Raw genomic sequence first — 17,282 nt, forward strand, 5'->3', positions numbered from 1 at the left:
CACATCGTCAAGCCCGCGACCCTTCGGTCCCCGATCCCGACGACCACGTTCCTGAAATGTCATGCGTTTTTCCTTCGCGATACCGTTTCGCGGCGAACTCAATGGATCGTCGGATTTGACTATAAGGCAAAACTTATTCCTGATGCTACACAAATTTCAAATCATTCGCCACGCGATGCCTGAATATGCAGCCCCAGTAACATCCGGCCACCTAATGCGACAGTCGGTCCGAACGGTCCATTCGCCTTTCGATCAAAAATATAATGCGATCGCCGTCCCTAAGGGTTGTCTCAATGCGATCTCCGGTTTCGCTAATGAGATTGGGTATGTCGATGACGGCCAGCGGATCGGTGCACCGGACTTCCAGCCGATCGCCCGGTTTGAGCGCGCCAAGCGCCTTGCGGGTCTTCAATGCCGGCAACGGACATTTGAGTCCGGAAAGGTCGAGTTTGGTCGTGGTCATCGTTTAACTCAGAAAAGACCCGAATAGGGCAGGAAAGCCACTGTCTGACCGGGTTCGACGCGGGTGGTCTCCTCGCCGAGCTCGACCAGCCCATCGGTCTCCACCAGCGAAGACAGAAGCCCCGCGCCTTCGCGCGGGAACTTGACGGCTTCAAGGGAGCCGTCCGGCGCCTTGCGCAGGCTTGCCCGCACATATTCGCGCCGGCCCTCTTTCTTCTTGTAGGTGAAAGCCGCGCGTACCGGCATCGGCGGCGGTGTTTGCGGCCTGGCGCCGGCAAGCGCCAGCAAGGCGGGCCGAGCGACGCAGACGAAAGTCACGAAGCTTGCCGCCGGATTTCCCGGCAGTCCGATCAACGGCGTGCCGTCGATGACGCCCATCGCCACGGGTCGGCCGGGCTTGATCGCCACGCGCCAGAAAACCAGCGAACCGACGCTTTCGACGCCATCGCGAACATAGTCCGCCTCGCCCGTCGAAACGCCGCCGGAGGTAATGATCAGGTCATGTCCGGCGGCGGCTTCCTTCAAGCCGCCGGCAATCGCGGCCCGATCGTCGCCGAGCATGCCGAGATCGCTGACCTCGCAGCCAAGCCGCGCCAGCATCGCCATCAGCATGAAGCGGTTGGAATCAAAGAGCTGCGCCGGACCGCGCGGCGCGCCGGGCGCGACGATCTCGTTGCCGGTGGACAGCACCGCGACCCGTATGCGGCGCCGCACGGTGACCTGCGCAAGGCCGAGGGCAGCGGCAACGGCGACGTCCTGCGGGCGCATGCGCTGCCCGGTTTCAAGCACCAGCTGGCCGGCCGCAATATCTTCGCCGGCGGGGCGCATATTGGCGCCGCGCTTCAACCCCGACGGGAGAATCACGTGGCCTCGATCGTCGATGCGCGCATCCTCCTGCATGAACACAGTATCGGCACCCTCCGGCATCGGCGCGCCGGTGAAGATGCGAACGGCCTCGCCCGGCATGACCGACTTCTCGGCCTTCGCTCCGGCCTGAAGGCGGCCGGCGACGGTGAAGGTCCGCTCCCCATCCGACGGCAGGTCGGCGCCGCGCACGGCGTAGCCGTCCACCGCCGAGTTGGTGAAAGCCGGCAGCGAGAACGGGGCATGGATGTCTTCGGCCAGCACGCGGCCGTCGGCCTTGACCAGCGGCACCACCTCGGTGCCTTCCACCGGCTGCAGGCGAGCCGAAAGCAGCGCGATCATATCGTCGAGCGGCATCAGCGGCCCGCCGAAGGCAAAGCAGTCGTCCGAGAGTTGCGCCATTTTCCTCTACCGTTCGTCGTTTGAGGTCCGTCCGCATACCGGCGTGTGCGACCTATCATTACATAAGGCTGACGCGCGAGCCATTTCGTGCAAACGTCGCAACCGATTCCGGCAGCCTATCGCCGACAGCAACATGAACGAGAGCGCCATGCCCACGAACGACAGCCTTTCCGATTCCGCCGTCATCATGCCCGATCCCGGCGACACGCGGCTGACCGAACGGGTGAGCGGCATCGACCACACCGGGGCGGCGGTCGAGGTCAACGTGCCGGTCGAGCGCGCGCTGACGCTTTACCTGAATGCGCAGGAAATCGTCACCATGATGACGATCAACGATTATCCGGAATATCTGGCGCTCGGCTATCTGCTCAACCAGAACATGCTGAAGCCTGACGACATAGTGACCGGCGTCGACTATGACGAGGACCTGCAAGTGGCGGTGGTGCGCACAGAGCGCGGCACCAATTACGAGCAGAAGCTGAAGAAGCGGACGCTGACCTCCGGCTGCGCTCAGGGCACGGCCTTCGGCGACCTCCTGGAAGCGCTGGAGGAGATCGACCTGCCGGCGGCGGAACTGCGGACCTCCTGGCTCTACCAGATGACGCGGACCATCAACACCACGCCTTCGCTCTATCTGGAGGCAGGCGCCATCCATGGCTGCGTGCTTTGCCGGCAGGGCGAGCCGATCTGCTACATGGAAGATGTCGGGCGCCACAACGCCGTCGACAAGATCGCCGGCTGGATGTACCGCAACCGGGTCGATCCCTCCGACAAGATCCTCTACACGACCGGCCGGCTGACCTCGGAAATGACCATCAAGACGGTGCGGATGGGCATTCCGATCCTGGTTTCGCGTTCCGGCTTCACCGCCTGGGGCGTGGCTCTGGCGCGTGAAGCCGGGTTGACGCTGGTGGGGCGGGCGCGCGGCAAGCGCTTCTCGGCCCTTTCAGGCATCGAGCGGATCGTCTTCGACGAGGACCCTGCCCTCATCGAAGAGGAAGCCGCCCGCCACCATCGCAAGAGCGCCGAGGCCGATTAGAGCCTCGACTTCAAAGATTGAGGTGGCAAATTTATCGCGGCAGTTCGGAAATACCGCCATGCGCGGCGGACCATTTAACCGGTTCGCTCAAGAAGCTCTCGACCTCGGCGAGCGTCTCGGGACTGAACCGCCCCTGCTCCCTGCAGACCCGCAGAATGTCCCACCAGGTGGCGAGATAGTGCAGCCGCATGCCGGCAGCTTCCAGTTTCTTCGGCGTGTCCGGAAAAATGTCGTAATAGAACACCGCGAAGGTGTCGGTCACGTTGGCGCCCGCCTTGGCGATCGCCTCCGCGAACTTGATCTTGCTGCCGCCGTCGGTCGTCAGGTCCTCGACCAACAGAACCCGGGCGCCTTCGACGAGATTGCCCTCGATCTGCGCGTCGCGACCGAAGCCCTTGGGCTTCTTGCGCACATATTGCATCGGCAGGCCCATGCGATCCGACAGCCAGGCCGCGAAGGGAATGCCCGCGGTTTCGCCGCCGATCACCGCATCGAACTGCTCGAAGCCGACATTGCGGAAAATGACCGACGCCGAAAAATCCATGATCGCCGCGCGGATGCGGGGATAGGAGATCAGCTTGCGGCAATCGATATAGACCGGGCTGGCAAGGCCGGACGTGAAGGTGAACGGCTGATCGGCACGAAAATGAACGGCATCGATCTCGAGCAGCATCTTGGCCACGGTTTCGGAAATCACCGCGCGATCAGGGAAGGTGTTGGAGAACATGGGGTCGACCTGATAATTGAAGGGTGCCCCTCGCTATCAATTTTACTGCGGGCTGGCCAGTCTTGCAGTCGCACATTCATAAGGAAGGATACCGCCGACCGTGACCGATGAGAACATGGCAACCCTGGGCGTGGTGCTGGCCGGAGGATTGGCTCGGCGCATGGGCGGAGGCGACAAGCCGATGCGCGAGATCGGCGGGCGCACCATCCTCAATCATGTCCTCGAGCGGTTTGCGCCGCAATGCGACGGGCTGGTGCTCAACGCCAATGGCGATCCGGCCCGTTTCGCCGCCTTCGGCTTACCGGTGGTGGCCGACACCGTCGCGGACAATCCGGGGCCGCTCGCCGGAGTGCTCGCGGCGCTCGACTGGGCGGCCGAGAACCGGCCGCAAGCACGCTGGGTGGTCAGCGTCGCCGGCGATTGCCCTTTCCTGCCGCGCGATCTCGTCAGCCGCTTCCATGACGCGCGGCTAAGAGAGGATGCGCAACTCGCGGTCGCTTCGTCAGGCGGCCGCTCGCATCCGGTGATCGGACTTTGGAATGTCGGTCTGCGCGGCGATTTGCGCCATGCGCTGGTGGAAGAGGATTTGCGCAAAATCGACCGTTGGACCGCGCGCTACCGGCTGGCGACGGTGTCATGGCCGACCGAGCCGGTCGATCCCTTCTTCAACGCCAATACGGTCGAAGACCTTTCGGAGGCGGAAGAGCTGGCGAAGCTGGTCAGCGGCTGATGCCGCACTTTTTTCTTGGCCGTCACCCCTCATCCGCCTGCCGGCACCTTCTCCCCGCTTGCGGGGAGAAGGGACAAGCAGCAACGCCCGCGCCCCCTCGCCCCGTTTACGGGGAGAGGGTAAGGGTGAGGGGCGATGGAGGTGAGAAATCACGCCGGCCTGAAGCCAGCCTTCTCCAGCGCGGCATGGTTTTCAGGTGCGGCGAGCGCTTTGAGAAAAGCCTGCACCGCGGGTCGCTCCTTGCGGGTCGAGACCAGCGCGAAATCATAATGCTCCTCGGCCAGCGGTATGAAGCCGAGCCCTGCCGCCCGTGCCACCGGCGCAATCGTCACGCCCCAATCGGCGCGCTCCTGAGCCACCGCGGCGGCCACCGCATTGTGCGAGCGCGGCTGGTTCCAGTAGCCGTCAGGCCGGGCCTGCCCCAGCAGTTGGTCGATAAGGATGCGGGTTCCGGCACCCTGGTTGCGGTTGACCATCAGGCAGGCTGGATCGGCAAGGGCCGCCGCAAGCGCGTCTTCGACCGACTTCGCTTCAAAGCGCCTGTCGCCCGGACGAAAGACAATGCCCTGCATGCGCCGCCAGCCGGGCACGAGTTCAAGTCCCTCGCTCAAGAAAGGCGCATTGTAGCTTTGGGTCTTCTCATCAAGGAGGTGGATCGGCGCCAAATCGCATTCGCCGCGTCGGGCAGCGGCCAGCCCGCCAAGACTGCCGACCGCCAGCGAGCGCGCAGTAAGGCCCGCGCGGGAAAGCGGCTCCAGGACCAGATCAAGCCCGGTGCAATGGCTGCCGATGATGACGAGATCAGGCACGCGCAGATGCGGCGTAAACAGCGTCACCTCCGCCTGCGCGCCGGCCGGCATATGGTCGGCCAGGGCATCGATGCGCACGAAGCCGTCGGCCTGCGCAAACGAAGTGATCGCGCCCGACCCCTTGCCGGTGGGATAGGCGACCAGCCCATCCTCGCCTTCCACCAGCGAAACCATGACGAATTCGGCCCGGCCGAGCTCGGAGGCGATGCGCAGCGGAATTCGTGCCGTCACCTGCGTCTCGGTCCGCGGCGGCAGGCCGGCCATACGCCGCAACACCGGCACGATCATGTCGTGGAAGGTGAACATCGCCGAGGTCGGGAACCCCGGCAGGATGACGACCGGCTTGCCGTCGCAAACCGCAAGGCACAGCGGCTTGCCGGGCTTCAGCGCCACCCCGTGCGCAAGAATGCCCGGCTGGCCCAGCCTTGAAATGATGCGATGACTTACATCGCCCGCCCCCTTCGAGGTGCCGCCGGACAGAATGAGCATGTCGCATGCCGCCAGCGCCTCGCGCATGGCCACTTCGAGCCGGGCCTCATCGTCGCCAATTGCGCCGAGGAAAACCGGCTCGCCGCCGTTTTCGGCAATCGCGGCGCTGACGATCGCGCCATTGGTGTCGTAGACCGCGGCCGGACATAGCTTCTCGCCCGGCTGGACGAGCTCGTCGCCAGTGGAAAGTACTGCCACGCGGGGCTTGCGCGCCACCGGCACCTTGGCGACACCGCATGCGGCTAGCATGCCGATCTCGCGCGCGCCGATCAGCGTGCCCGCCCGCAGCAGCACCTCGCCGCGCGCGATGTCGGAACCGGCATAGGATATGAACTGGCCCGGTGATGCGGCACGCCGGACTTCGATGGAATCATCACCGTCAGGCTGGGTGTGCTCGACCATGACCACCGCGTCGGCACCGCGCGGTATCGGCCCGCCGGTGGCGATTGCCGTCGCAGTCGCCGTCTCAACCGTCTCGGTCGGCGCCGTGCCGCAGGCGATGGTTTCGCCATTCAGGGAGAGGCTGACGAAATTCGCCTCGGAGGCCGACGCGATGTCGGCGGCGCGCACGGCAAAGCCGTCGACATTGGCGCGGTCGAAAGGCGGCACGTCGATCGGTGCGACGACGTCTTCGGCCAGCGCCAGGTCAAGCGCATCGGCCAACGCGCGCTCTTCGCTCGGCATGGCGTGCGGAAACAGCGCCGCCTGAAAACGGGCAAGCGCCTCCTCGCGCGACAGGACGGTCAGGAACTGGTCTTGTCCGACCCCTTGCCGTGGATGGGAGGCAGGTGGCGAAGATCTGGTCATGTCGGCGGCCTTATATCAGCTCGCCCGCAGTGGGAAGGCTTCGACCGGCATTCCGGCTGGATATCCTTCGCTGCCGCCGGGAATGGCGAGCCACGCATCGGCCATTCGGATATGGTCGAGTGACAGGGCACCGACGGCAAGCGGCAGCCAGCCGGATTGTTCCTGCCGGACAAGCGCGATCTCCGTAAGTCCTATGCCCGACGATATCTTGCGGGCCAGCGGCAGGACGATCCCACGTCGGGCGAGCCGGCCGCAGAGGCGATCGAGCAGCGGCTGCACCAGTATATGATAGGCCGAGAAGGCCTGATCGGGCGCGCCGGGCAGCGCCACGATGGGCGTCGCGTCCAGTCTGCCGGTCGCCGTCGTGCGTCCGGGCTGCAGCGCGATGCCATGCGCGATCAGTGCGCCGCGCATCGACAGAGCTGCGACAGTGGCATCTGTGCGTCCAAAGCCGGTACCCCCGACAAGCACGATCAGGTCGCATGGGGCCGCATTCAGAACTCCAGTGATTGCCTCGGCCTCGCGCGAAATCGTCGCAGTGGTGACGCGCGCGCCCGCCGCTCCAGCCAGATCGGCAACCAGACGCGCCGTCAATGTGCTGCCATCGTTTGAGGCGACATCGATCAGCCGCAGGCGCGGCGAGCGCACGGCGATCCTGTCAAGGCCGACCGCCCGCGCGACCAGCAGATCGGCGGCCGACAGGCTGCGGCCGGAAATGACGGAAGGAAGGCCGGCGGCGACCTCCTCGCCGGCACGTCGGATGCCCTCGCCCGGCACGGCTTCGGCGAGCGCCTGCGCCAACGGGCCATGGCACTCGACCAGATCGGCCTCGATGACGCAATCGCAACCTTCAGGCAGCGATGCCCCCGCCTCCACCCACTCCGGAGCGCCTGGCAGCGGAACCGGCGAATAGGAGGACGCGCCGGCCAGATCGAGCGAGCGCAGCGCCCAGCCGTCGATCGTCGCCCGGTTGCGCGCCGGAAGCGGAGCCGCGACCTCCGGCATTTCGGCGGCGACGAGGCTGGCCGCTTCGCCGAGCGGCACTGATATGGGAGCGACCGCGACCAGCCCTTCGAGCAGCTCGGCGAGTGCCGATTCGAGGCTGGTCAGCGCGCCGTTCGAAGGCTGCGTTCTGTTCATGCCCGATGATGGGCCAGATACGCTCCGTTTTGCAACCGATCAGGAAGGATCGCGGCTGGCATTGGGGAAGAAAAGCTGCTGGCCATCGATCTTGTACTTGGCGATCGCCTCCTGCCCCTCCGGCGAAATCAGGTAGTCAATGAAGCTCTGGCCTGCCTCGGCCTTGACCGTGGGAAACTTCTCCGGATTTACCAGCATGACGCCATACTGATTGAACAGCCGCTTGTCCCCCTCGACGACGATTTCGAGGTCGCCGCGATTCTTGAAGGATAGCCAGGTGCCGCGGTCGGAAAGCACATAGGCGTTCATCGCTCCTGCCGTATTGAGCGCTGCGCCCATGCCCTGGCCGATGTCGCGATACCGCTCACCCTTGGCGCTATCGATATCGATGCCGGCTTCCTTCCAGAGCTTGAGTTCGGCGCTGTGGGTGCCCGACTTGTCGCCGCGCGAGACGAATGGCGCCTGCTTGGCGCGAATCGCGTCGAAGGCGGCGGTGATGTCCTTGGTTCCCTTCACTCCGGCCGGATCGCTCTTTGGACCGATCAGCACGAAATCATTGTACATCACATCGTAGCGCTTCACGCCGAAACCTTCGTCGAGGAATTTCTGCTCCTGCGCCTTGGCGTGCACGAACACGACATCGGCATCGCCGCGCCGCGCGGTGTCGAGCGCCTGGCCGGTGCCCTGCGCGACGACCTTCACGTCAATGCCGGTCTTGTCCTTGAACAGCGGCAACAAATAGTCGAACAGGCCCGAATCCTGCGTGGAGGTGGTGGAGGCGACGACGATCGCCTTGTCCTGGGCGACAGCGGCGACACTGCCGATGGCGAGGAACGCGGCCGCGGCCAGCGCGGAAAAGAGACGACGGTTCAACAATGGAAGCTCCTGTTGCGTTAAATGACGAGTTCGCCGTTTACAAAGGCGGCTGCCTCGCCGGTTGATGGATGGTCGAAGAAATCGGCGGCCCTGGCGCGTTCGCAAAGGCGCCCGCGCACCATGAACATCACGTCGCCGGCCAGCCTTCGCACTTGGCCGAGGTCATGCGAGGCCATGACGATCTTGATGCCGGACTGCGCCGCCATCAGGACGATCTCCTCGACGCCGCGCGTGGCTGCCGGGTCGAGGCTGGCGGTCGGTTCGTCGAGCAGCAGAAGCTCCGGCTCGCGCGCCAGTGCGCGGGCAAGCGCGACGCGCTGCTGCTCGCCGCCCGAAAGACGCCTTGCCGGGCGCCCGGCAAGCTCCAGAAGGCCGACGCGGGAAAGCGCTTCCTCCACGCGCGCCTTGCGCAAGCGTCGCGGCAGCCCGGCATGCCTCAGCCCGTAGGCAACGTTGTCGGCGACCGAGCGGCGCAGCATCACCGGGCGCTGGAACAGCATCGCCAGGCGGCCGGGACTGGCCGTATCGCGCCCGCCCCACCTGATGCGGCCCTCCGACGGAGCGACAAGCCCCATGCACAGCCTGAGCAGCGAAGTCTTGCCGGAGCCGTTCGGCCCGACGATCAACGTCGGCGCGCCGGGCGTGATCGACAGGTTCAAGCGGTCGAGTATCGTCGTCTCGCCGGCGCGAAGCGAGACGCCTTCGAATGTGACCGGCATATCGCTCGACAGGTCGCGCATCAGCCCGCCCGCTGCTCGGACCAGACGCGCACGCCCCAGGCGGCGGCGTTGATCACCAGAATCAGGGCAATCAGGACCAAACCCAGCCCCATGGCTAACGGCAGATTGCCCTTCGAGGTCTCAAGCGCGATCGTCGTGGTCATGGTGCGGGTAAAGCCGTCGATATTGCCGCCGACGATCATCACCGTGCCGACCTCGGCGGCGGCGCGGCCGAAGCCCGCCAGGAGCGCAGTGATCAGGCTGAAGCGGCTGTCCCACAAAAGCGTCGCCATCCGGCCTGCCGGCCCGACATTCATCGCCGTCAGCTCGTCGCGATATTCGTGCCACAGATCCTCGATCGTCTGGCGGGTGAGCGCGGCGATGATCGGCACCACAAGCAGCGCCTGTGCGATGACCATGGCGAGCGGCGTGAACAGGATGCCAAAGGCGCCGAGCGGGCCCGACCGCGACAGAAGCAGGAACACCGTCAGGCCGACCACCACCGGCGGCAGGCCCATGAAACCGTTGAGGAGCACGATCAGCGCCGTGCGGCCGCGAAAGCGCGTCAGCGCCAGCAACGCGCCAAGCGGCAGCCCGACGATCACCGCGATCGCCACCGCAGACAGGCTGACGGCCAGCGAAAGTCGCACGATCGCGTAGAGCGTCGGGTCGCCGCTGATGATCAGTTGCCAAGCGTTCAGGCTATCCGGCATTCTCGCCTCCTGGGGCTTTCTCTGCAATGATTCCCGTTCTGTCAAACAATTGAAAATAGCCTAAAATATGCATATGGATGCAGGCATGAAGCTCCTCACGACACCTGAAGCCGCCGACTATTTGCGCCTTGGCGAACGCAAGCTCTATGAACTGGTCGCCAGCAACGCGATCCCGTGCAGCAAGGTGACCGGCAAATGGCTGTTTCCCGTTCACGAACTCGATCGCTGGGTGTTGTCGGGGCTGTCACGACCGCCGGGGATGATTCCGGCAGACCCGCCACCGATCGTCGGCGGCAGCCAGGATGATCTGCTGGAGTGGTGTCTGCGCCGCTCTGGTTCGGGACTCGCTTCGCTGAACGAAGGCAGCGAAAACGGCGTCGCCCGCCTGCTGCGCGGCGAGGTTGCGGCCGCCGCCATCCACTATCACATGGCCGATGAAAGCGGCGAGCCCGCGAATGTAGCGGCAATGCGCACCATGCCGCGCCTGCAGGACATGGTGCTGGTCGCGCTGGTGCGGCGCGAGCAAGGGCTTCTGCTGGCCCCCGGCAATCCGACAAACCTGCACAGCCTTGCCGACGTTCTCGCCGCAAATGCCAAAATGGCGGTCAGGCAGAAGGGCGCGGGCGCCCATATGCTGCTCGACGTGCTGCTGACCCGATCAGGCGCGACCCAGGCCGACCTGAACCGGCTCGATCCGCCATGCCTGACCGGACCGGACCTCGGCGCTGCCGTGCGCGCCGGCGAAGCCGATTGCGGCATCGCCACGCGCGCGGCGGCGCGCGCCTCCGGCCTCGATTTCGTGCCGCTGGTCTGGGAAAATTTCGACCTGCTGATGCGCCAGCGCACTTATTTCCAGCCACCGCTGCAAAAGCTGCTGTGCTTCATGGCCCATGGCGATCTGACGACCCGCGCGGAAGAGCTCACCGGCTATGACATCACGCCGGCGGGTACCATCCGCTTCGCCACATGATTTACCGCGCCAACGTTCTTCCAAGACGGCAGGAAGCGCTGACGCTTGAATTTGTCGCGTCAATCCGAGTCGATGCGCGGCATAGCGCCGCCATGTCGCCGGCGCCCGCCCTCGCCAGCATCACGCTGCGGCGGCTGAGATGCGTCCGAAGCCACGGTTTCGGCCGGCTCGGCGGGCGTGGCAGCGTGGTCGACCGCATCATCGCCTTCCGCCACCGCCGAAACAGTCTCGGCCGGTGGCTCCCCGCCAAGTCGCACCGATTCCTCCGCCGCAGCGAATTGCCTTTCGTTCGAGGCTGGCTGCTCTGTCGCGTCTTTGGTGCCAGCCTGCTCCTCCCCGCGCAGAAGATGCGCCAGCACGCGCTGCACCTCCTGCGGGTCCAGCGCGCCGAAGCCCGGCACGTCACCGGGCGCATTGAAGTCCCAGGAGTTTTCCGACAATCCGATGAAGTCGCGGATCGTCGGGTCGGCGGTCCAGGCGCGCCGAAGTGCCTCACGTTGCAAATCGGCCGGTACGCCGCGAGCGAGAAAGGCGCGCAGGTCCGTCGTCGCATCGATGCTTTCGATGGGCGGAAGGCTCTCCGGGTCGAAGGCCTCCGCTTCCGCCTCCGCATCCGGCGCAAGCTGCGCGCCCTCGTCCGGGGGAACGGCGTCGGCGTCGCGCGGCTTCTCTGGCTCGGCCTGTCGCTTCAGCCGGGACCAGCGCGCCAGCAGGCTTTCAGACTCAGTCATCGGTTTTTCCGCCAACAGGCAAACGCCGCGCCAGCGCTTCCGGATCGGCGCGATCCCGCTTGCGCTTGACGAAGGCAGTCTCGACATGATGCCGCGCCACGAATTCGGCAAGGGTGTGGCGGATCGTCTCGGGCATGGGAACCGCCTCGACCAGCGATCCGGGCTGAGTCAGCGCTTCGCCCTCGGCCGGATCGACGGTAGCGGCCGCGATTGCATAGGGTGGATGACCGCCGGTCTCGGTCAACGCCACCCAGACAGAGGCGGCGCCCGATGCCAGATTGTCGCGATAGTTGCCGGTTTCCGTGCGGTAGAGGTCGAGCGTGGCCGTGCCGGCGTAGAACGTCGCCCTCTCGCCATCGTCGGAAAGCACGGTCCAGGGCTCGGCCGCGGGCTCGCCGTCAAGCACCTCGACCGCAGCCCAGGTGTAGTCGATCCAAGGCGATTTGGCCTTGCGGCGCTCCACGATGACGCCGACGACAAGCCGCGTGATGACGTTCGAGCCGATCAACTCGCCGCCTCCAGATGCCGGATGGGGAGGCCCGTCAGGAGGTTCTGCGGCTTCATGTGCAGGATCTTCTCAGGCGACATGGCGAGGATGAGATAGGCCGGTTGGCCCCTCAGCCTGTCGACGACCAGTCCGCGATCCTTGAAGCCGAGCCGGAAGAGGCCGACCAGGCGGGCATGGCTTGCCGAGTCGATCTCGTCGCCGCTCCACAGGCGGTTGCCGATTCGCGTGCCTTCTGCATCCAGCCCGAGATACCAGTCGAACGAGACCTCGCGCAGTTGCGTCAGCGGCTCGATCTCCACCTCGACCGCCAGCATGTGGCGCAGCCAGCGCGTCATCGCCTCGGCAAGCGCGCTCAGCCCGCGACGTCCGGCGGTGAGATCGAGCGCCATATCGAAAGCATCGCTGCGTTCCCAGTAAAGATCGGCGCTTTCCTCGTTGAGCACGTCGATTTCCGCCGCCGCCGGCAGGCCCAGCATCGACACAAGCGGCGAAACCGGCGCCGTGCCGATGCCGGCGATCGTCTCGTCATCAGCCGCGATCAGCGAGCCCTCATGCAAGGTCATGCGCTGCCGCCGGAAGAACAGTTCGGCCGCCCTCAGCACGAAGGGGTCCTCGCAGCCATCGAGCGCATTTCGCAGGATCGCGTGGACAAGCTGGTTCAGGAACAGCGGCGGCGTGCTCCCGACACCGTTGCGGACAAGATCGAGATAGGCGCCTTCCAGCGTCTTGTGCCGCAGCAGCCGGTCGCGAAACCCGATCATCAGTTCCCAATTCTCGCGCGCGTCCGCGTCGGCGATGGCGGCGATGTCCTGCCTGTCGACGGGGCGAGCCGGCTCGGCAAGCAGCGCGGCATGCAGGGTACGCTCGACCGTGCAGGCCTCCGGCGGCGGCACCAGTTCCGGCCGGGCAAGATAAAGCTTGAGAAAATCATCGGTGACGGTCAGTCCGCCGTCAGTATCGCGATCCATCAGATGATGGCCGCAGGAAAACCAGAAGTCCTTCATCCGAACTCTCCGCGGACGAGCCGTGGCTCGCCGGCCTTTTGCTGCCTATCCTGCTCTTGCCGGAACAAGACGGCAAGCGCGCCGGCAAACATTGGCATGAAATTGCAGAAATTCCCAAAAATTTAATACTTCCAGTTGACGAAGCGATCTATTTGTTGGACGCTGATCAACAGGCAGGTGCGCGGGGTTACCACGCACGTTACCAACAAGCAGAACAACCCCGCACAACACCGACTGGGCTTGGTGGGGGATATGTTCGGCCGAAATTCCCAAACATCCGTCTATGACATGCTGTGGCGCATACGGGCCGCGGAATGGGAATGGCGGGTTTGCGCAAGCGGCTGCGCCGACAGCCTGGCCGGGAGCCTCGAATGAGCGAGGGCGGCGCGCAGCACCACTATCGCAGCACCGCCGCAAAGCACGGGGCCAGTCCGCTCACCCCGCCAAACAACCAGCATCCGAACGCGTACCCGTCGGCGAACAGCGGTATCGATGAGGTCGATATTGCTCGGTCGGAAGAATACACGCTGCTGGCAACGCTTCTGCTCAACGCACCCGACGCAACCCTGATCGGGGGCATTTCGAAGATCGAGGGCGATGCACTGCCGCTTGGCCTTCTCCATGCCGCATTGGCCGAGGCCGCGCGTGACACGGACATCGAATTGATCGAGCAGGATTATTTCCGGCTGTTCGTCGGCGTCGGCCGCAGCGAGGTGCTGCCTTACGCCTCCTACTATCTCACCGGCTTCCTGAATGAGCGGCCGCTGGCGCGGGTGCGGGCGGATCTGCGCCTGCTCGGCATTGCGGCAAGCGGCGGCTCGGTACAGCCGGAGGATCACGCCGGCATGCTGTGCGAAGTCATGGCGGGCTTGGCAATCGGGCATTTCGGTCAGGACCCGAGCGTCGAGGCGAAATTTTTCGGCGCGCATGTCGCGCCTTGGATGGGTCGCTTCTTCGCCGATGTGGAGCGCTTGGCCGTGACGGAATTCTACCGGACCGTGGGCAAGATCGGCCGCCTGTTCATTGAGATCGAGACAGAGGCCTTCACCTTGCCCGCTTGAATGCAGGCCGCGGAAACCAGGGAGGACGTCGAAATGGAAAGTGAAAGCAAGAAGGGGCTCAAGCGTCGCGATTTCCTTCGGGCGCTCGGCCTGTCCGCGGCTGCGACGACGGTTCCGCTGGCGAGCGAAGCCATGGCCGACACCGAAACGTCCGACGAGAAGCGCAAGACGCGCTATCAGGAATCCGAGCACGTGAAGAACTACTACCGGGTCAACAAATATCCGGCCTGAAGGAGGCGACGATGCTGATCAAGAGAACCGACCGTCATTCGCGTCAACCCCGCCTCGCCGCGCTGGCCGAAGCATCGCCGACCCGTCTCGACCGCCGCACCTTCCTGCGCCGTTCTGGCCTTGCCGCCGGCGGCCTTGCGGCCATAGGCGCGCTGCCGCTCGCCAACATGCGCAAGGCAGAAGCCGGCCCGCCGCCGGAGCCGGGCGCTCCGCTGGAAATCCGCAAGAGTGTCTGCACGCACTGCGCCGTCGGCTGCACCGTCACCGCCGAAGTCTCCAATGGCGTGTGGATCGGCCAGGAGCCCTCCTGGGACAGCCCGATCAATCGCGGCTCGCACTGCGCCAAGGGTGCATCGGTGCGCGAGCTCGTCCATAGCGAGCGCCGGCTCAAATATCCGCTGAAACTGGTCAATGGTGCCTGGACCCGGGTCAGCTGGGACGAGGCGATCGCCGGCATCGGCGACAAGCTGATGGAGATACGCGAGGCTTCCGGACCGGAGTCGGTCTATTGGCTGGGTTCGGCCAAATTCACCAACGAGGGGTCCTATCTGTTCCGCAAGCTCGGTGCGTTCTGGGGCACCAACAACACCGACCACCAGGCGCGCATCTGCCATTCGACGACCGTTACCGGCGTGGCCAACACCTGGGGCTACGGCGCGATGACCAACAGCATCAACGACATGCGCAACGCCAAAACGATGATGTTCCTGGGCAGCAACGCGGCCGAAGCGCATCCCGTCGGCATGCAGCACATATTGGAGGCCAAGGAACTCAACCAGGCCAACCTGATCGTCGCCGACCCGCGCATGACGCGCACGGCCGCCCACGCCAAGGAATATCTGCGCTTCCGGCCGGGCACCGACATTCCGCTGCTTTACGGCCTCATGTGGCACATCGTCGAGAACGGCTGGGAGGACAAGGAGTTCATCGCGCAGCGCGTCTACGGCTATGAGGACACGCTCAAGGAAATCCGGAAGTGGAACCCGGAAGAGTGCGAGCGGGTGACAGGCGTTCCCGGCGAGCAGATGAAGCGCGCCGCCGAGATGTTCGCCACGCAGAAGCCTTCCACGCTGATCTGGTGCATGGGCCAGACCCAGCACAGCGTCGGCACGGCCAATGTGCGGGCAAGCTGCATCCTGCTGCTTCTGACCGGCAATATCGGCAAGCCCGGCACCGGCGCCAACATCCTGCGCGGCCATGACAATGTGCAGGGCGCCACCGATATCGGCCTCGATATCGTGACCCTGCCCTTCTACTACGGCCTCAAGGAAGGCGCCTGGAAGCATTGGAGCCGCGTCTGGGACGTCGACTACAATTGGCTGGTCTCGCAGTTCGACAGCAAGGAGATGATGGAGACGCCCGGCATACCGCTGACCCGGTGGTTCGACGGCGTGCTGCTGCCGAAGGACCAGGTCGCCCAGAAAGACAATGTGCGGGCGATGTTCGTCCAGGGCCATGCCTCAAACAGCATCACGCGCATTCCCGAATCGTTGAAGGGCCTGGCCAAGCTCGACCTTCTGGTGGTGGCCGATCCGCACCCGACCACCTGGGCGGCGCTGGCGGTGAAAGCGGGGCGCACCGACAATGTCTATCTGCTGCCGGCCGCCAACCAGTTCGAGTGCAAGGGCTCGCGCGTCGCCTCCAACCGGGCGATCCAATGGGGCGAACAGATCGTCAAGCCGAGCTTCGAGGCCAAGGACGACCTTGAGATCATCTACCTGCTCGCCCAGAAACTCGGCTTCGCCGACAAGATGTTCAAGCATATCAAGGTCGAGAACAATCTGCCGGAAGCCGAGGACGTGCTGCGCGAAATCAACCGCGGAAGCTGGAGCACCGGCTATTGCGGGCAATCGCCCGAACGCCTCAAGCTGCACATGGCCAACCAGAAGGATTTCGATCTCGTCTCGATGAAGGCGACGACCGGCCCGGCCGCCGGCGACTATTACGGCCTGCCTTGGCCCTGCTGGGGCAAGCCGGAGCTCAAGCATCCGGGCACGCCGCTGCTCTACAACACCACACTTCCGGTGATGGAAGGCGGCGGCACGTTCCGCGCCCGTTTCGGCGTCGAGCGCGACGGCGTCAGCCTGCTTGCCGACAACGTGGCTTCCGTGGGCTCGGAAATCGTCGACGGCTATCCCGAGTTCACCTATGGCGTGCTCAAGAAGCTTGGCTGGGACGCGGACCTGACGCCGGAAGAGCTTGCCGTCATCCAGAAGATCGGCGGCGACGTTCCTGAAAACCTCGACAAGGTTTCGTGGTCGACCGATCTTTCCGGTGGCATCCAGCGCGTTTCGATGAAGCATGGCTGCGTGCCTTACGGCAACGGCAAGGCGCGCATGAACGCCTTCGGGCTGCCGGACCCGATCCCGGTGCACCGCGAGCCGATCTATTCGCCGAGGGTCGAACTCATCGAGCAATATCCGACGCTCGAGGATGCCAAGCAGTTCCGCCTGCCCAATATCGGCTTCACGGTGCAGAAGGAGGCGGTCGACAAGGGCATCGCCAAGCAGTTTCCGCTGATCCTGTCCTCCGGCCGACTGGTCGAATATGAAGGCGGCGGCGAGGAAACCCGGTCCAATCCGTGGTTGGCCGAACTGCAGCAGAACATGTTCATCGAGATCAGTCCGGCGGATGCCGGCGATCGTGGCATCGTCGACGGGGCATGGGTCTGGGTAACGGGTGCGGAGAACAACTCCAGGGCCAAGGTGAAGGCACTGGTGACCGAGCGTGTCGGCAAGGGCGTTGCCTGGATGCCGTTCCACTTCGGCGGCTGGTTCGGCGGCGAAGACCTGCGCTCGGCCTATCCGGAAGGGACAGAACCGATCGTGCTCGGCGAGAGCGCCAACTCGATCCTGACCTATGGCTACGATCCGGCCACCGGAATGCAGGAACCGAAGGTTTCACTCTGCCAGATCACGGCGGCTTGAGGGAGGACATCATGGCACGAATGAAATTTCTCTGCGATGCCGACCGCTGCATCGAATGCAATGCCTGCGTGAC

The 17,282-nt window shown here is 64.8% G+C and carries 18 protein-coding genes and 1 pseudogene; 8 read left to right on the forward strand and 11 right to left on the reverse strand.

Annotated features, from left to right (window positions below; genetic code table 11):
* Window positions 1-183: hypothetical protein (locus ACLKMW_RS25485; protein WP_415727319.1), on the forward strand; the 183-nt coding region annotated here is incomplete at its 5' end.
* Window positions 184-211: 28 nt separating this feature from the next.
* On the opposite strand, the gene ACLKMW_RS25490 is transcribed toward ACLKMW_RS25485, so the two are convergent.
* Both ACLKMW_RS25490 and ACLKMW_RS25495 read right to left on the reverse strand, forming a co-directional pair.
* On the reverse strand, window positions 212-463 hold the full coding sequence (locus tag ACLKMW_RS25490) for a sulfurtransferase TusA family protein (RefSeq protein WP_415727320.1): 252 nt from the start codon (window positions 461-463) through the stop codon (window positions 212-214).
* 8 nt (window positions 464-471) lie between these two features.
* Entirely contained in the window at window positions 472-1,728 is a 1,257-nt protein-coding gene (locus tag ACLKMW_RS25495) for a molybdopterin molybdotransferase MoeA (RefSeq protein ID WP_415727321.1), read from the reverse strand.
* A 148-nt stretch (window positions 1,729-1,876) separates the two neighbouring features.
* On the opposite strand from ACLKMW_RS25495, the gene ACLKMW_RS25500 reads away from it, so the two are divergent.
* The gene (locus ACLKMW_RS25500; RefSeq protein WP_415727322.1) at window positions 1,877-2,767 is read left to right on the forward strand and encodes a formate dehydrogenase accessory sulfurtransferase FdhD; all 891 of its coding nucleotides are present in this window, start codon (window positions 1,877-1,879) and stop codon (window positions 2,765-2,767) included.
* Window positions 2,768-2,798: 31 nt separating this feature from the next.
* On the opposite strand, the gene ACLKMW_RS25505 is transcribed toward ACLKMW_RS25500, so the two are convergent.
* Window positions 2,799-3,494 carry an orotate phosphoribosyltransferase gene (locus tag ACLKMW_RS25505; RefSeq protein ID WP_415727323.1) on the reverse strand — a complete coding sequence of 232 codons (696 nt, stop codon included), beginning with the start codon at window positions 3,492-3,494 and terminating at the stop codon, window positions 2,799-2,801.
* Window positions 3,495-3,609: 115 nt separating this feature from the next.
* Here ACLKMW_RS25505 and mobA point away from each other — a divergent pair, with 115 nt between their 5' ends.
* Window positions 3,610-4,224, forward strand: coding sequence for a molybdenum cofactor guanylyltransferase MobA (mobA, locus tag ACLKMW_RS25510; RefSeq protein ID WP_415727337.1), 615 nt, complete (start codon window positions 3,610-3,612; stop codon window positions 4,222-4,224).
* A gap of 149 nt (window positions 4,225-4,373) precedes the next feature.
* On the opposite strand, the gene ACLKMW_RS25515 is transcribed toward mobA, so the two are convergent.
* From ACLKMW_RS25515 to ACLKMW_RS25535, 5 genes are read right to left on the reverse strand one after another with little or no spacing between them, the layout of a single operon-like run.
* Window positions 4,374-6,329: a molybdopterin biosynthesis protein gene (locus ACLKMW_RS25515; protein WP_415727324.1), complete on the reverse strand. Its 1,956-nt coding sequence runs from the start codon at window positions 6,327-6,329 to the stop codon at window positions 4,374-4,376.
* Between the two features lie 15 nt (window positions 6,330-6,344).
* Window positions 6,345-7,469 (reverse strand): molybdopterin-binding protein, encoded by a 1,125-nt coding sequence (locus tag ACLKMW_RS25520; RefSeq protein WP_415727325.1) that lies wholly within the window; start codon window positions 7,467-7,469, stop codon window positions 6,345-6,347.
* Between the two features lie 39 nt (window positions 7,470-7,508).
* Window positions 7,509-8,318, reverse strand: coding sequence for an ABC transporter substrate-binding protein (locus ACLKMW_RS25525; protein ID WP_415727338.1), 810 nt, complete (start codon window positions 8,316-8,318; stop codon window positions 7,509-7,511).
* Between the two features lie 44 nt (window positions 8,319-8,362).
* Window positions 8,363-9,085 (reverse strand): ABC transporter ATP-binding protein, encoded by a 723-nt coding sequence (locus ACLKMW_RS25530; RefSeq protein ID WP_415727326.1) that lies wholly within the window; start codon window positions 9,083-9,085, stop codon window positions 8,363-8,365.
* Window positions 9,085-9,777 carry an ABC transporter permease gene (locus ACLKMW_RS25535; protein ID WP_415727328.1) on the reverse strand — a complete coding sequence of 231 codons (693 nt, stop codon included), beginning with the start codon at window positions 9,775-9,777 and terminating at the stop codon, window positions 9,085-9,087. Before ACLKMW_RS25535 ends, ACLKMW_RS25530 begins: the two co-directional genes overlap by 1 nt.
* Before the next feature lie 85 nt (window positions 9,778-9,862).
* Between ACLKMW_RS25535 and ACLKMW_RS25540 the strand changes: the two genes are divergently transcribed.
* Entirely contained in the window at window positions 9,863-10,747 is an 885-nt protein-coding gene (locus ACLKMW_RS25540; protein WP_415727330.1) for a substrate-binding domain-containing protein, read from the forward strand.
* A 59-nt stretch (window positions 10,748-10,806) separates the two neighbouring features.
* Here ACLKMW_RS25540 and ACLKMW_RS25545 read toward each other — a convergent pair whose 3' ends face one another.
* The 3 genes from ACLKMW_RS25545 to ACLKMW_RS25555 are packed head-to-tail and all read right to left on the reverse strand — an operon-like array spanning window position 10,807 to window position 12,990.
* Entirely contained in the window at window positions 10,807-11,478 is a 672-nt protein-coding gene (locus ACLKMW_RS25545; protein WP_415727331.1) for a DUF3306 domain-containing protein, read from the reverse strand.
* Entirely contained in the window at window positions 11,471-11,986 is a 516-nt protein-coding gene (locus ACLKMW_RS25550) for a DUF3305 domain-containing protein (RefSeq protein ID WP_415727332.1), read from the reverse strand. Before ACLKMW_RS25550 ends, ACLKMW_RS25545 begins: the two co-directional genes overlap by 8 nt.
* Window positions 11,983-12,990 (reverse strand): DUF6352 family protein, encoded by a 1,008-nt coding sequence (locus tag ACLKMW_RS25555; RefSeq protein WP_415727333.1) that lies wholly within the window; start codon window positions 12,988-12,990, stop codon window positions 11,983-11,985. The genes ACLKMW_RS25550 and ACLKMW_RS25555 overlap by 4 nt, the downstream gene beginning before the upstream one ends.
* A gap of 371 nt (window positions 12,991-13,361) precedes the next feature.
* On the opposite strand from ACLKMW_RS25555, the gene ACLKMW_RS25560 reads away from it, so the two are divergent.
* The 4 genes and pseudogenes from ACLKMW_RS25560 to ACLKMW_RS25575 form a co-directional block, all read left to right on the forward strand.
* Window positions 13,362-14,051 (forward strand): TorD/DmsD family molecular chaperone, encoded by a 690-nt coding sequence (locus ACLKMW_RS25560; RefSeq protein WP_415727334.1) that lies wholly within the window; start codon window positions 13,362-13,364, stop codon window positions 14,049-14,051.
* A gap of 33 nt (window positions 14,052-14,084) precedes the next feature.
* On the forward strand, window positions 14,085-14,282 hold the full coding sequence (locus ACLKMW_RS25565) for a twin-arginine translocation signal domain-containing protein (RefSeq protein ID WP_415727335.1): 198 nt from the start codon (window positions 14,085-14,087) through the stop codon (window positions 14,280-14,282).
* Between the two features lie 11 nt (window positions 14,283-14,293).
* On the forward strand, window positions 14,294-17,209 hold the full coding sequence (locus ACLKMW_RS25570) for a formate dehydrogenase subunit alpha (protein ID WP_415727336.1): 2,916 nt from the start codon (window positions 14,294-14,296) through the stop codon (window positions 17,207-17,209).
* 11 nt (window positions 17,210-17,220) lie between these two features.
* Window positions 17,221-17,282: pseudogene (locus ACLKMW_RS25575) on the forward strand (formate dehydrogenase); the annotation flags it as partial.

It is taken from the genome of Borborobacter xinjiangensis (genome assembly GCF_047739745.1).
In the GTDB taxonomy this organism is placed as follows: Bacteria; Pseudomonadota; Alphaproteobacteria; order Rhizobiales; family Rhizobiaceae; genus Pseudaminobacter.

Coding starts and splice junctions, on each gene's coding strand:
- ACLKMW_RS25560 (WP_415727334.1), top strand. CDS start 13,362: ATGAGCGAGGGCGGCGCGCAGCACCACTATCGCAGCACCGCCGCAAAG.
- ACLKMW_RS25530 (WP_415727326.1), bottom strand. CDS start 9,085: ATGCGCGACCTGTCGAGCGATATGCCGGTCACATTCGAAGGCGTCTCG.
- ACLKMW_RS25535 (WP_415727328.1), bottom strand. CDS start 9,777: ATGCCGGATAGCCTGAACGCTTGGCAACTGATCATCAGCGGCGACCCG.
- ACLKMW_RS25500 (WP_415727322.1), top strand. CDS start 1,877: ATGCCCACGAACGACAGCCTTTCCGATTCCGCCGTCATCATGCCCGAT.
- ACLKMW_RS25545 (WP_415727331.1), bottom strand. CDS start 11,478: ATGACTGAGTCTGAAAGCCTGCTGGCGCGCTGGTCCCGGCTGAAGCGA.
- ACLKMW_RS25490 (WP_415727320.1), bottom strand. CDS start 463: ATGACCACGACCAAACTCGACCTTTCCGGACTCAAATGTCCGTTGCCG.
- ACLKMW_RS25565 (WP_415727335.1), top strand. CDS start 14,085: ATGGAAAGTGAAAGCAAGAAGGGGCTCAAGCGTCGCGATTTCCTTCGG.
- ACLKMW_RS25520 (WP_415727325.1), bottom strand. CDS start 7,469: ATGAACAGAACGCAGCCTTCGAACGGCGCGCTGACCAGCCTCGAATCG.
- ACLKMW_RS25570 (WP_415727336.1), top strand. CDS start 14,294: ATGCTGATCAAGAGAACCGACCGTCATTCGCGTCAACCCCGCCTCGCC.
- mobA (WP_415727337.1), top strand. CDS start 3,610: ATGGCAACCCTGGGCGTGGTGCTGGCCGGAGGATTGGCTCGGCGCATG.
- ACLKMW_RS25540 (WP_415727330.1), top strand. CDS start 9,863: ATGAAGCTCCTCACGACACCTGAAGCCGCCGACTATTTGCGCCTTGGC.
- ACLKMW_RS25555 (WP_415727333.1), bottom strand. CDS start 12,990: ATGAAGGACTTCTGGTTTTCCTGCGGCCATCATCTGATGGATCGCGAT.
- ACLKMW_RS25515 (WP_415727324.1), bottom strand. CDS start 6,329: ATGACCAGATCTTCGCCACCTGCCTCCCATCCACGGCAAGGGGTCGGA.
- ACLKMW_RS25505 (WP_415727323.1), bottom strand. CDS start 3,494: ATGTTCTCCAACACCTTCCCTGATCGCGCGGTGATTTCCGAAACCGTG.
- ACLKMW_RS25495 (WP_415727321.1), bottom strand. CDS start 1,728: ATGGCGCAACTCTCGGACGACTGCTTTGCCTTCGGCGGGCCGCTGATG.